Below are 11,900 nucleotides of genomic sequence, written 5' to 3'. Positions count from 1 at the left end.
TGGTGCCCAGGGGCGGGATCGAACCACCGACACTGCGATTTTCAGTCGCATGCTCTACCAACTGAGCTACCTGGGCGCCGACCCGGCAAGGCCGGGTGAGCGGCCGGTTTATAGTCAGGCAAACCGGCGCTGTCCACCCGCATGACAGCGATTTTACAGAGAGAATTTTGCCGACAAAACAAGGCGGAAGCCCGCGCCCGCGGCAACGGGCCTATTCGCCGTCGTCGTCTTCGGCCGGACGCCCCGGAATCGCGTAATTGCCGGACAGCCAGCGATTGAGATCGACGTCGCGGCAGCGCTCCGAGCAGAACGGTTTTGACGCCTCGACCGACGGCTCGCCGCAGATCGGGCAGGGTTTTGCGGGGCGCACCGCGCCTGGGGTCTTAGCTTGCATTCAACCAGCCGAAACGGATCGGGAAACCCTCGCCACCGAGCAGAGCGGTGGTTTCATACAGCGGCAGGCCGACCACACTCGTATAGGAGCCGACCAGTTTCACCACAAACGACCCCGCAATGCCCTGGATCGCATAGCCACCGGCTTTGCCGCGCCACTCGCCGGAGCCGATATAGGTCGAGATATCGTCCTCGCTGAGCCGCTTGAAACGGACGCGGGTCTCGACCAGGCGCTGGCGAAACCCCTCTTTCGGCGTGACGAGGCAGATCGAGGTGTAGACGCGGTGATTGCGGCCCGACAGCAGCCGCAAACACTGCGAGGCCTCGTCCACCAGTTCCGCCTTGGGCAGGATGCGGCGACCGACCGCCACCACCGTATCGGCGGCGAGAATGAAGGATCCCTGCAGCTCGTCATCGAGCTGGACCGATTTCAGCGCCGCCTCGGCCTTGGCGCGGGCCAGGCGATTGGCGCAGGCGCGCGGCAGTTCACCGCGCTTCGGGGTCTCGTCCACATCGGCCGGACGCAGCGCATCGGGCTCGATACCGGCCTGATTGAGCAGGCTGACACGGCGGGGCGAACCGGAGGCGAGAACGAATTTGGGACGGCCGAGCATGCGGGGATGTTGATCCTGAAATTGCGGCCGGAACGTATCGGAAGGGGTGCGCGGCGGCAACCGCTGCCAGCCGTCAACTCCACCTGTCATCGCCCGCGCGAGCGGGCGATCCAGCAAACGCTGTCGTTCCGGCTCAAGCACCAAATGCGGTGTTTACTGGATCGCCCGGTCAAGCCGGGCGACGACGACCAGGAACTCGGAGCAATCCCCCTCACGGCTTCGGCCGCGCGAACCGCTTCCTGATCCGCATCGACAGCCCGTCCATCACCTCGCGATAGGCGGCGAGCTTCTGCTCGCGATTGCCCTGGGTGTCCGTGGGATCCACCGTCGGCCAGTATTCGACATCCGCCGCCATGGTCCGCGTCAGCTCCAGCGCCTTGTGATGGGCCTCCGGCGACAAAGTGATGATGAGATCGAAATTCATCCCCTCCCAGTCCTCGAGCTCCTCGAAGGTCATGGGCCGGTGTTTCGACAGATCCTGCCCCATCTCGGCCATCACAGCGACGACGAACGGATCGAGCTCGCCCTTCTTCACGCCGGCGGAGCGGACATAGAGTTTCTGCGGAAACATCTGCTGCAGCAGGCTCGCCGCCATCGGCGAGCGGACGCTGTTCTGCCCGCAGGCGAACAACACGGCTTGTGGCGTTCGCACAACAGGCGGCGCCGACACGGGCTACGCCCTTTTTGAAGAAAGCATGGCCTTTGCGAAAAACCGGCATCCACTTTTCCGGGCCATGCTTAACCCTTCCAGTGCAGGACGGAGATCAACGTAAACAGCCGCCGCGCCGTTTCGAAATCGACGCGGACCTTGCCGGACAGCCGTTCCTGCAGCGTGCGCGAGCCCTCGTCATGGATGCCGCGGCGGCCCATGTCGATGGCTTCGATCTTGTCCGGCGTCGCGGTGCGGATGGCCTGGTAGTAGCTGTCACAGATCATGAAATAGTCTTTCACGATCCGGCGAAACGGCGTCAGCGACAACAGATGGGCGACCACGGGCGTGCCGTCTTCCTTGCGGATGTCGAACATCAGCCGGCTGCCGGTGATGCCGATATGCAGCGTGAACGGACCCGCCGCCGCACCTTCCGGCGCGAACAGGTTTTCCTCGATCAGGTCGTAGATCGCGATCGCGCGCTCATGCTCGATATCCGGCCCGGAACGACCGATCGATTCCTCATCGAGCGTCACCGCCACGATGCGATTATTGGTGTCGTTCCCGGCTGCGGAGGAATCATTCATTGCAGATTGAGACGTAACCCGACGGACCGTGCGTGGGCATCCAGACCTTCGGCCTTGCCCAGCGTCATCGCAGCCGGTCCCAGCGCTCGCAGCTGATCCGGCCCGCACTTCAGGATCGACGTTCGCTTCATGAAGTCAAGCACGCCGAGGCCCGAGGAGAACCGGGCGGAGCGCGCCGTGGGCAACACATGGTTGGAGCCACCGACATAATCGCCGATCGCCTCCGGCGTATGACCGCCCAGGAAGATGGCGCCGGCATTGCGGATTTGCGCGGCAAACGCGTCCGGATCGGCGGTCATGACCTCGAGATGTTCCGCAGCGATCGCATTGGCGAGCGGCACTGCAGCATCGAGCTGGTCGACCAGAATGATGGCGCCGAATTCATCCCACGAGGCGCGGGCGATGTCTGCACGCGGCAGCGTGGTGAGCTGCGCCTCCACGGCCAGCACGACATCATCGGCCAGGCGCTTGCTGTCGGTGATCAGGATCGACTGCGCATTGGTGTCGTGTTCCGCCTGCGCCAGCAGATCGGCGGCGATCCAGTCGGCATTGGCGGTGTCATCGGCGACCACCAGCACCTCGGACGGGCCCGCGATCATGTCGATGCCGACGCGGCCGAACACCTGCCGCTTGGCGGCAGCCACATAGGCATTGCCGGGACCGACGATCTTCGCCACCGGGGCAATGGTGGCGGTGCCGTAGGCCAATGCGGCCACGGCCTGCGCGCCGCCGACACGGTAGATTTCCGAGACCCCGCCGAGCTTGGCTGCGGCCAGCACCAGCGGATTGAGCTTGCCGCCCGGCGACGGCACCACCATCACCACGCGATCGACACCGGCGACCTTGGCCGGAATGGCATTCATCAGCACCGACGACGGATAGGCGGCGGTGCCGCCGGGCACATAGAGACCGACCGCCTCGATGGCGCTCCAGCGCCAGCCGAGCTCGACGCCCGCCGCATCGGTGAAGCGCTCGTCCTTCGGCATCTGGCGTTGATGGAACAGCTCGATGCGGTCGCGCGCGAAGCGCAGCGCGTCCACGGTCTCGGCGTCGCACGCCGCGACGGCGGCATCGATCTCGGCCGGCGTGACGCGCAGGCCCGATGCCTGCAGGTCGAGTTTGTCGAACTTCCGGGTGGCCTCCAGCAACGCGTCATCGCCGCGTGCAGCGACATCATCTACGATCGCCCGGGTAGCCGCTTCGATATCGGCGGCAACCTCCCGCTTCATGGCAAGGAAGGCTTTGAAACGCTGAGGAAAATCAGCGCTGGCGGCATCGAGGCGAAGTGGCATTGTGGTATCCCGGCGGAGCTTGAAAGCGGCTCCCCTGCTCAATGGCGCGGGTGGTCGGTGGCGTCAAGGCTGGGGCTTCCTAACCCTCCCCCTTGTGGGGAGGGTCGGCCGAAGGCCGGGGTGGGGGTCCCCACGTGACGTCAGAGTTTGCGAAAGCACCCCACCCGTCTCGATGCTCGCTGAACGCTCGCCTCGATCCACCCTCCCCGCTGCGCGGCTTCGCCGCTTGGGGGAGGGAAAGGATCCGCGCTACGCTTCCAGCCCCGCCTCTTCCTCACCGCCGAGCTCATCCGGCCCCAGATCCGCCAGCTCGCATTCGAGGCATTCGACATCCAGCCGCAGCGCGCCGCGGCCGTCGAACAGCAGCAGGGCATTGCCGCCCGGCGCCTCGCTTTCATTGAACTCGATACCCAGCAGCTTCAGCGCCACATCACCGCCATCGAGATCGATATCGCGGGATTTACAGGCCAGCACGCGGTCGAAGCGCAGTGCGGAGAGCAGCCGGCGCGACGTCACGTCGCCGGAGATCGACTGGTCCCAATCGAGCCGGTTCAGGCCGATGACGAGGCGCTTTTCACCGGGCCGCCAGACGATATCGCTGACGACGACCTCGGCGTCCTGCACATGCGCAGAGATCACCGCGAGGTCGTCCGCATCCAAGGCTATGAGTTTGCGTCGACCTGTCACGATGTCCCCTTCAAAACACTATCCGCTGATCCGCTCGATCTGCGCGCCGCAGGCCGAGAGCTTTTCTTCCAGCCGCTCGAAGCCGCGGTCGAGATGATAGATGCGATTGACCATCGTCTCGCCTTCGGCGACGAGGCCGGCGATCACCAGCGACACCGATGCGCGCAGATCCGTCGCCATCACAGGCGCACCGCGCAGCTTGCCGATGCCGTCGATGGTCGCGGTCTCGCCATCCAGATGGATGCGCGCGCCAAACCGGGCCAGCTCCTGCACATGCATGAAGCGGTTTTCAAAGATCGTCTCGGTGATGTGCGACGATCCTTTGGCCGTCGTCATCAGCGCCATCAACTGTGCCTGCAGATCGGTCGGAAAACCGGGAAACGGTGCCGTTGCAACATTGACGGCCTTGATGCCGGCGCCGTTGCGGGTCACGCGGATGCCCTCATTGTTCGGCGTCACCGTCGCACCGGCTTCCACCAGCACATCGAGCGCCGACTGCAGCAATTCCGGCCGTGCACCGGATAGCTGCACATCGCCGCCGGTCATCGCCACCGCCATCGCATAGGTGCCGGTCTCGATGCGATCCGGCAGCACGGTGTGACGGGCGCCATGCAGCTTGGCGACGCCCTCGATGGTGATGGTGGGCGTGCCGGCGCCACTGACGCGCGCGCCCATCTTGTTCAGGCAATCGGCAACATCGACGATCTCCGGCTCGCAGGCCGCATTGGTGATCACCGTGGTGCCCTTGGCCAGTGTCGCTGCCATCAGCGCCACATGGGTGCCGGACACCGTGACCTTGGGGAAATCGATCTCGGCGCCCTTCAGGCCGCCCGGCGCCTTGGCAATGACATAGCCGCCATCGATGGCCAGTTCGGCTCCGAGCTTTTCCAGCGCCATGATCAGCAGGTCCACCGGACGGGTGCCGATGGCGCAGCCGCCGGGCAGCGAGACCTTGGCCTCGTGCATGCGCGCCAGCAGCGGCGCGATCACCCAGAACGATGCGCGCATGGTCGAGACCAGCTCGTAAGGTGCCGTGGTGTCGATGATATTGGCAGCGGAAATATGCAGGGTCTGCCCCTGATATTCATGATCGCCCGGGCGCTTGCCGGCCGACATGATGTCGAGGCCGTGATTGCCGAGAATACGCTGCACCTGCGCGACGTCGGCCAGACGCGGCACATTGTCGAGGATCAGCGTCTCGTCGGTCAGCAAGGCGGCGATCATCAGCGGCAACGCGGCGTTTTTCGCCCCCGAGATCGGGATCGTGCCATTGAGTTTGTTGCCGCCGACGATGCGAATGCGATCCATACTGATTCCCGCTGAATGCTGAGCCCCGGAATATAGAGCCAATGGCCCCGGGTCTAACAGACCCGTTTGCGCAAAAGCTTCGCATTTGCGGCTTTTCGATGGGAACCGGATTGGCGAGAAAGGGCCGAATCGGCCCGTTATGCCCCAAGCCGGTTGATATCGGCCGTCTCCAGCACGGGTTTCGGATAACCGTTTCGCACCGACCGGATCATCGCGCGTCCGAGCTTCTCGCTGGAGGTGACGTAATTCGGCGCGATACGGTTCAGCAGCGACCAGAGCGGCGCGGTGACATTGTAGATCGCCTGAATCCACCCCGTCTTGGAGCGGACGCCGTGCAGCGGCTGGATGCCGCCGGGACGGAACATGTAGGCGGACTTGAAGGGGAGCCTGAGCAGGTCGTTCTCGGTCTTGCCCTTGATCCGGGCCCACATCACCTTGCCCTGCTCGGACGAGTCGGTGCCCTGTCCGGTGACATAGACAAAGCTCATCGCCGGGCTGAGCCGGACCAGCCTGTCCGCGACAGCCAGCGTCATGTCATAGGTGATGTGGCGATACTCCACTTCGTTCATCCCCAGCGACGATACGCCGAGACAAAACAGGCAGGCGTCATAGCCTGTCAGCTCCGACGCGATGGCCGACAGGTCGAACAGATCCTTGTGCGTGATCTCGCGCAGTTTCGCGTGCTGCTGCCCCGTCGGCGTGCGGCCGATTGCGAGCACGTGCTCGACGCCGGGATCCAGCAGGCATTCGCGCAACGCACCCTGCCCGACCATGCCGGTCGCACCGAAGACAATGACTTTCATGGCAGACCTCACGCCGCGATCGCGCGTTGATCGAACGACACACCGGCAAGCGCGGCTGAGACATCCCACAGCCGAGCGGCGACGGCAGCATCCAGCGCCTGCGGCATGATCTTGGCCGGCGACGGAGGACCTTTCATTTCAAAGAACCGCTTGGGTCCGTAATAGCTGGCAATATCGGCATCGGGCGATGTCGCCGCAAACAGGGTTGGCATGGCGCCAGCGGCAGCGGAATGGCTCGCCAAAGGCTGCAATATCTTGCTCGCCTGCCACAGGATGCCGCGACGGCCCGGACCGTTGCTGATGAGATCCGTGCGCGCATAACCGGGATGCGCGGCATTGCTCATGATGCCCCAGCCGCCGGCGTCGCTGCGACGCTGAAGCTCGATGGCAAAGATCAGCATCGCAAGCTTCGACTGGCTGTAGGCGCGCATCGGCTTGTAAAACACCGTGCCTTGCAGATTGTCGAAATCGATCATGCCGGTGCGATGCGCGAGGCTGCTGAGATTGACCACGCGCGGCGCCTTGCTGCGGCGGAGCAGCGGCAGCAGGCGCGCGGTGAGCGCGTAATGCCCGAGATAATTGGTGCCGAACTGCATTTCGAAACCGTCGGCGGTGGTCTGCCGCACCGGCAGCGCCATCACGCCGGCATTGTTGATCAGCAGATCGAGCGATTTGTACATCGCGCCGAACCGGCGCGCGAAGGCCGCAACGGAGTCCAGACTGGCGAGATCAAGCTGCTCGTAGCTGATGATCGCGTCGGGATAACGGGCACAGATCCGGTCGATCGCCTCAGAGCCCTTGGCGTCGTTACGCCCGGTCAGCACCACCTCGGCGCCAGCCCCGGCCAATGCCAGCGCGGTTTCAAAGCCGAGCCCGCCGGTCGCCCCGGTGACCACGGCGAGTTTGCCGGCCATGGGCGGAATGTGGTCAATGCTCCAGTCCGTCATGCTTATATCTCCACGAGCGAGAAGTGTTGCGCGGTGCAGCCGCCGGACATAAATGTGCACTCAGTGCAAACTTGCAATAGGTGCAGATCGAGGATTGTCGTGACTGCCAGGAAGCCGGCCAAGCCCAAGACAACACAGGCGAAATCGGCGATTGCCGCTGCCACGCCGCCGACCGGGCTGCGCGAGCGCAAGCGCCAGCAGACCCGCGAGCGGCTGACCAAGGTCGCCATGGAGTTGTTCCTGAAGCGCGGTTTCGAGGAAACCACGCTGGACGACATCGCCGCGGCCGCAGAAATCTCACGCCGCAGCTTCTTCCATCATTTCGCGTCGAAGGAAGACCTGGTTCTCGCCTGGCAGGACGCCAGCACGGATTTTCTCGTTGCCTCGATCGCCGCCCGCCCTGCCGACGAGCCGATGCTGCTGGCGGCCGAGAATGCGCTGCTGTCGATGGCGCAGCAGCTCGAGAGCTCCGAGGCGATCGCCATTGCGCGCCTGAAGCACGGCACGCCATCGCTGCGCGCGCGCGACCATGTGAAATACGAGAAGATGGAGCGCGCCATCGCGGCCGCCCTCGGCGATCGCGCCACAGGGCCCTCCGGACCATTGCAGGCGCGGCTGGTCGCCATGATCACGACGGGCGCGATGCGGATCGGCGGCGAGATCTGGCTGGCGCAGGATGCCGGCGAACGCCCGGAAAAACTGATCAGGCGCACCTTTGCCGAGATCCGGGCGATCCTCGATGAATCGCCCGCGCCAGGGAGCAAAACCTGACCGGGCTCAGGCCAAACCGCCTTGCAGCGGACGAAACTTCCGGACCGCAAGGAAGGTTGCCGCAACGAACAGCACCAGCACGATGCCCTGCACGATCGCGAAAGGCGGTTCGGAGGGCGGCACGCTCGGCGCCAGCGCGTGCAGCGGCGGGACCTTCAGGAAGCTCTGGATGATCAGCACGAAGATGTTGAGATAGAGCGAGGTCATCGCGGTCACCACATAGATCCAGCGCCAGGATCCCGCGAGCCCGCGGCCATAGAGCGCGAGGCAGGCGATCGCCAGCAGCACCAGCGAGATGATGCCGATCACGTGCGACGGCAGCAGTTTGTCGACCGGAAAGAAGAAGCCGGTGACGCTGGTGAGGATCGTGGTCAGCAGGAAGGTGCCGGTCCAGCCGGGCATCGGCCGGGATTTGAGCAGACCAACCATGGCGATGAGGCCGGTGACAATGGCGATCAGACTGATCACCACATGCAGCAGCGTGAATGTCGCAAGACTCGTACCCAGAACCATGATGCCCCCCTGCCTTGGAAGGCTTCAAATCTAGGGTGCTGGCTTGATATTTAGCAACGGTGAAGCGAATGGCACTTGCACGAATTTACGGCCATTCGCACCAGGGACCTCAATAATAGCGCGGGATCGGTCCGTTATGCGGCGTCATCCTGTCCGACAGGTCGAACATCACCTCGTCCACATAGCACCAGCCCCAGCCTTCCGGCGGATCATAGCCTTCGATGATCGGGTGCCTGGTCGCGTGAAAATGCTTGGTGGCGTGCTGGTTCGGCGACTGGTCGCAGCAGCCGACATGGCCGCAGGTCCGGCACAGGCGCAGATGCAGCCATGTGCTGCCGATCTTGAGGCAGTCCTCGCAGCCGAGCGCGCTCGGCGTCACATCGCGGATGCCGGAGACATGGGTGCAGCGGATCGTCATCGCTCGCTTCTCCTACAAAGTCGGCCGCGACGCATCGCCGAGAAAGCCATGCAGTGCCGCCACCACCTGCGCGCCTTCGCCGATGGCGCCGCCGACGCGTTTGACCGAGCCGGAGCGCACATCGCCCACCGCATAGACGCCCGGCACCGAGGTCTCCAGGGCCTGCACCGCGCGGCCATTTGCGGCGACACCGGTGAGAACGAAGCCGCCGCGATCCAGCGTCACGCCGCAATCGGCCAGCCAGTCGGTGGCCGGATCGGCGCCGACGAACAGGAACAGATTGCGGATCTCGGACGTCTCGTCCTGGCCTGACAGGCGGCTGCGCAGCGTGACCCGCGACAGGCCGGCCTCGGGATCACCATCCAGCGCGACGACTTCGGTGTTGAAGACCAGTTCGATATTCGCCATGGATTCGATGCGGTCGATCAGATAGCGCGACATGGAGGCCGCGAGCCCGCCGCCGCGGATCACCATCCGCACCCTGGCCGCCTGGCCGGCGAGAAACACCGCCGCCTGCCCGGCCGAATTGCCGCCGCCGACCAGGATCACCTCCTGCGCCTTGCACAGCCGGCCTTCGATGGGGGACGCCCAGTACCACACCCCACGGCCTTCGAAATCCTTGAGCCGATCGATCTCCGGTCGTCGATAGCGCGCGCCCGACGCGATCACGATCGACCGCGCCTTGAGGACTTCGCCATCATCCAGCGCAAGGCCGAACAAGCCATCCTTGCGCGAGCAATCCAGCTGGCCGACCGTGACCGGAATCATCACATCGGCACCGAATTTCTGTGCCTGATTGAAGGCGCGCGCCGTCAGCGCATGGCCGGAAATGCCGGTGGGGAAGCCGAGATAATTCTCGATCCGCGCGCTGGCGCCCGCCTGCCCGCCGAATGCGCGCGAATCGCACACCGCGATGGAGAGCCCTTCGGACGCGCCATACACGGCCGTCGACAGACCGGCAGGACCGCTGCCGACGACGGCGACGTCGTAGACCTTGTCCTTGTCGATCGGCCGCAGCATGCCCATGGCATGCGCCAGTGCCGACAGAGTCGGATTGCGCAGCACCGAGCCATCCGGCACCACCACGAGCGGCAATTCCTGCGGCGACGGCGCATAGCGCGCCACGACGTCGCCGGCGTCCTTGTCCACCTGCGGATCGAGCAGGTGATAGGGATAGCCGTTGCGGGTGAGAAAGCCCTGCAGCCGCACCATGTCGCTGGCCGTGGCCGAGCCGATCAGCGCCGGACCGCCGACGCCACCCTGCAACAGATTGACCCGGCGCAGGATCAGCGCGCGCATGATGCGCTCGCCGAGATCCGCTTCGGCCACCAGCAATGCGCGCAGTCGCTCCGGGGGAATCAGCAGCGTCTCGACATCGCCTTCGGCACGGCCATCGACGAGCGCCATGCGGCCGGACAGCTGGCCGATTTCGGCCAGAAACTGCCCGGCGCACTGATCCGCCACCGGCGAGACGCGCCCGAAGCCGTCGCGCTGGGTGACGCAGACATGGCCGGACAACACCACGAACATGCCCGGCCCTGGCTTGCCGGTCTCGAACAGCATGTCGCCATCTTTATAGAGAGCGATCTCGCCGAACCGGCGCATCCGCTCGATCTCGGCAGCGGTGAGCGACGGAAAGGTCTGGTCATAGCGCGGCGTCAGCATCGCCGCCTTTTTGTGTTCGGGGATGTTGTTCGGGTCCATGGACTCTCGCCTGCCTGCTGAATGGGGCCGATTATTCCCGGTCGGGCGCGTCCGATCTTGAACGATCGTCCGCAACTCTATCCGGTTCCGATGACACCCCGGCTTCGGTCGCGGCCAGATCGGCCCGGCCGCGCAGCTGTGACTTGCGCTTTTTCAGATTGTCCCGCAGCGCCTGACGCAAACGCGCCTGGCGGGCTTGATCGCGCTCATTCGGGCTTTGGGGCGGACGGTCGGCCATGCAGCGGCTTTACAGAACAGTTGGGAATTCAGCGATCTGGATCCTCTTCTAGCATCCCTCGCCGGTCTGAACGAGCCGCGTTCATTGGCGCGTCGTGCCGGAAAAGCCGGCAGCCGGAACCGGCGACAAACGCTGTCCCGTACAAATCCTTCATAATGATGCCGCCGAATGCCGTCCCGCGCTTGCACCGTGGAAGAGGGTGTGGCAGAGAACGCCTCGCTTGGTGGGCCGCCCTCAGGGCCGATTCCCGCAACCAGCACGCTGCCGTAGCTCAGTGGTAGAGCACTCCATTGGTAATGGAGAGGTCGACAGTTCAATCCTGTCTGGCAGCACCATTTATTGGCCCGCTTGGCTCAGCCGATCCGCACCCGACACATCCAGCAAATCCAGGGCGCTCCGATCGTCAGCCGCCCGGGCGTCATCGATATAGGCGACCAGCAGGCGATTGATGGCGTTGGTATCCAGCAGGCGAAAATCCGACAGGCGAATCCAGCCGTCGAAGAACCGATCGACATAGCCGACCGCACTATCCCGTTCCTCGACCCAGTTCGGGCCGATCAGCCCTGCCGGGTGCGGCTCCCAGTAGCAGAAGATCAGGCCGCCTTGGGTGGTCCGCCCGAGAATGCGCTGGCCATCGCGGGGCGCCTCGGCCATCGGCCGGAGAAACTGGCCATATTCCCTCAAAATCCGCTCGACCTGCATTCAACGCGCTTCCATTTGCGGAGAGGCGCCGACGGGCACCGCGTAGTGAGGGTAATGGGGACCATTGAACTTGGTTTCGGGCAAGGGCCGCGACGCAAGCGCTCGTGATACCACCGCCGCGTAGCGATTCCCGCCATCACAGCAATCAATGGTATTCGAAAACCAACCCCGGACCATGCCGAAAGGTTTGGCAAGCGCGAACGGCAATCACGTCGATCACAACAAATCTATCTAGAGATAAACCAAATTATTACGGGTTGACCCATCAACCTCC

At 64.4% G+C, this 11,900-nt stretch carries 15 protein-coding genes and 2 tRNA genes; 2 read left to right on the top strand and 15 right to left on the bottom strand.

Features of this window, described 5'->3' with window-relative positions:
* The 10 genes from AC1RQ5_RS04565 to AC1RQ5_RS04520 form a co-directional block, all read right to left on the bottom strand.
* Positions 1 to 76 (bottom strand) — tRNA-Phe (locus tag AC1RQ5_RS04565).
* Between the two features lie 135 nt (positions 77 to 211).
* Entirely contained in the window at positions 212 to 394 is a 183-nt protein-coding gene (gene yacG / locus AC1RQ5_RS04560) for a DNA gyrase inhibitor YacG (protein ID WP_493197249.1), read from the bottom strand.
* Complete coding sequence (locus AC1RQ5_RS04555; RefSeq protein ID WP_493197247.1) at positions 384 to 1,007, bottom strand: Maf-like protein; 624 nt, start codon at positions 1,005 to 1,007, stop codon at positions 384 to 386. The genes yacG and AC1RQ5_RS04555 overlap by 11 nt, the downstream gene beginning before the upstream one ends.
* A 211-nt stretch (positions 1,008 to 1,218) precedes the next feature.
* Positions 1,219 to 1,677: an arsenate-mycothiol transferase ArsC gene (locus AC1RQ5_RS04550; RefSeq protein ID WP_398482603.1), complete on the bottom strand. Its 459-nt coding sequence runs from the start codon at positions 1,675 to 1,677 to the stop codon at positions 1,219 to 1,221.
* 68 nt (positions 1,678 to 1,745) lie between these two features.
* Complete coding sequence (locus AC1RQ5_RS04545) at positions 1,746 to 2,243, bottom strand: UPF0262 family protein (RefSeq protein WP_398482605.1); 498 nt, start codon at positions 2,241 to 2,243, stop codon at positions 1,746 to 1,748.
* Positions 2,240 to 3,535 (bottom strand): histidinol dehydrogenase, encoded by a 1,296-nt coding sequence (gene hisD, locus AC1RQ5_RS04540; protein ID WP_493197245.1) that lies wholly within the window; start codon positions 3,533 to 3,535, stop codon positions 2,240 to 2,242. The genes AC1RQ5_RS04545 and hisD overlap by 4 nt, the downstream gene beginning before the upstream one ends.
* A gap of 249 nt (positions 3,536 to 3,784) precedes the next feature.
* Positions 3,785 to 4,222, bottom strand: coding sequence for a DUF2948 family protein (locus tag AC1RQ5_RS04535; RefSeq protein WP_493197244.1), 438 nt, complete (start codon positions 4,220 to 4,222; stop codon positions 3,785 to 3,787).
* Between the two features lie 18 nt (positions 4,223 to 4,240).
* Positions 4,241 to 5,530: a UDP-N-acetylglucosamine 1-carboxyvinyltransferase gene (gene murA / locus AC1RQ5_RS04530; RefSeq protein WP_398482611.1), complete on the bottom strand. Its 1,290-nt coding sequence runs from the start codon at positions 5,528 to 5,530 to the stop codon at positions 4,241 to 4,243.
* A 137-nt stretch (positions 5,531 to 5,667) separates the two neighbouring features.
* Complete coding sequence (locus AC1RQ5_RS04525; protein ID WP_493197242.1) at positions 5,668 to 6,333, bottom strand: NAD-dependent epimerase/dehydratase family protein; 666 nt, start codon at positions 6,331 to 6,333, stop codon at positions 5,668 to 5,670.
* Positions 6,334 to 6,341: 8 nt separating this feature from the next.
* Positions 6,342 to 7,280 carry an SDR family oxidoreductase gene (locus tag AC1RQ5_RS04520; protein WP_493197240.1) on the bottom strand — a complete coding sequence of 313 codons (939 nt, stop codon included), beginning with the start codon at positions 7,278 to 7,280 and terminating at the stop codon, positions 6,342 to 6,344.
* Between the two features lie 99 nt (positions 7,281 to 7,379).
* On the opposite strand from AC1RQ5_RS04520, the gene AC1RQ5_RS04515 reads away from it, so the two are divergent.
* Positions 7,380 to 8,051, top strand: coding sequence for a TetR/AcrR family transcriptional regulator (locus AC1RQ5_RS04515; RefSeq protein WP_493197238.1), 672 nt, complete (start codon positions 7,380 to 7,382; stop codon positions 8,049 to 8,051).
* Positions 8,052 to 8,057: 6 nt separating this feature from the next.
* On the opposite strand, the gene AC1RQ5_RS04510 is transcribed toward AC1RQ5_RS04515, so the two are convergent.
* From AC1RQ5_RS04510 to AC1RQ5_RS04495, 4 genes are all read right to left on the bottom strand, one after another.
* Entirely contained in the window at positions 8,058 to 8,564 is a 507-nt protein-coding gene (locus tag AC1RQ5_RS04510) for a hypothetical protein (RefSeq protein WP_493197236.1), read from the bottom strand.
* A 109-nt stretch (positions 8,565 to 8,673) separates the two neighbouring features.
* The gene (locus tag AC1RQ5_RS04505; RefSeq protein WP_398482621.1) at positions 8,674 to 8,982 is read right to left on the bottom strand and encodes a UBP-type zinc finger domain-containing protein; all 309 of its coding nucleotides are present in this window, start codon (positions 8,980 to 8,982) and stop codon (positions 8,674 to 8,676) included.
* Positions 8,983 to 8,994: 12 nt separating this feature from the next.
* On the bottom strand, positions 8,995 to 10,686 hold the full coding sequence (locus AC1RQ5_RS04500; protein ID WP_493197234.1) for an FAD-dependent oxidoreductase: 1,692 nt from the start codon (positions 10,684 to 10,686) through the stop codon (positions 8,995 to 8,997).
* A 31-nt stretch (positions 10,687 to 10,717) separates the two neighbouring features.
* Positions 10,718 to 10,924 (bottom strand): hypothetical protein, encoded by a 207-nt coding sequence (locus AC1RQ5_RS04495; RefSeq protein ID WP_493197232.1) that lies wholly within the window; start codon positions 10,922 to 10,924, stop codon positions 10,718 to 10,720.
* 260 nt (positions 10,925 to 11,184) lie between these two features.
* Here AC1RQ5_RS04495 and AC1RQ5_RS04490 point away from each other — a divergent pair.
* Positions 11,185 to 11,259, top strand: a tRNA-Thr gene (locus AC1RQ5_RS04490).
* Position 11,260: 1 nt separating this feature from the next.
* Here AC1RQ5_RS04490 and AC1RQ5_RS04485 read toward each other — a convergent pair.
* A complete protein-coding gene (locus AC1RQ5_RS04485) occupies positions 11,261 to 11,626 on the bottom strand; it encodes a hypothetical protein (RefSeq protein ID WP_493197231.1) in 366 nt (121 codons plus the stop codon).
* Positions 11,627 to 11,900: the final 274 nt, after the last annotated feature.

The organism is Tardiphaga sp. GW821-FHT12E02 (assembly GCF_058807155.1).
Note: the sequence above shows the minus strand (reverse complement) of the source record. Positions and strands in the feature narration are given on the sequence as shown.

What these genes read in the sequence shown, in the direction of transcription:
- yacG (WP_493197249.1), bottom strand. Translation starts at nt 394, where the DNA reads ATGCAAGCTAAGACCCCAGGCGCGGTGCGCCCCGCAAAACCCTGCCCG.
- AC1RQ5_RS04555 (WP_493197247.1), bottom strand. Translation starts at nt 1,007, where the DNA reads ATGCTCGGCCGTCCCAAATTCGTTCTCGCCTCCGGTTCGCCCCGCCGT.
- AC1RQ5_RS04545 (WP_398482605.1), bottom strand. Translation starts at nt 2,243, where the DNA reads ATGAATGATTCCTCCGCAGCCGGGAACGACACCAATAATCGCATCGTG.
- hisD (WP_493197245.1), bottom strand. Translation starts at nt 3,535, where the DNA reads ATGCCACTTCGCCTCGATGCCGCCAGCGCTGATTTTCCTCAGCGTTTC.
- murA (WP_398482611.1), bottom strand. Translation starts at nt 5,530, where the DNA reads ATGGATCGCATTCGCATCGTCGGCGGCAACAAACTCAATGGCACGATC.
- AC1RQ5_RS04525 (WP_493197242.1), bottom strand. Translation starts at nt 6,333, where the DNA reads ATGAAAGTCATTGTCTTCGGTGCGACCGGCATGGTCGGGCAGGGTGCG.
- AC1RQ5_RS04520 (WP_493197240.1), bottom strand. Translation starts at nt 7,280, where the DNA reads ATGACGGACTGGAGCATTGACCACATTCCGCCCATGGCCGGCAAACTC.
- AC1RQ5_RS04510 (WP_493197236.1), bottom strand. Translation starts at nt 8,564, where the DNA reads ATGGTTCTGGGTACGAGTCTTGCGACATTCACGCTGCTGCATGTGGTG.
- AC1RQ5_RS04505 (WP_398482621.1), bottom strand. Translation starts at nt 8,982, where the DNA reads ATGACGATCCGCTGCACCCATGTCTCCGGCATCCGCGATGTGACGCCG.
- AC1RQ5_RS04500 (WP_493197234.1), bottom strand. Translation starts at nt 10,686, where the DNA reads ATGGACCCGAACAACATCCCCGAACACAAAAAGGCGGCGATGCTGACG.
- AC1RQ5_RS04495 (WP_493197232.1), bottom strand. Translation starts at nt 10,924, where the DNA reads ATGGCCGACCGTCCGCCCCAAAGCCCGAATGAGCGCGATCAAGCCCGC.
- AC1RQ5_RS04485 (WP_493197231.1), bottom strand. Translation starts at nt 11,626, where the DNA reads ATGCAGGTCGAGCGGATTTTGAGGGAATATGGCCAGTTTCTCCGGCCG.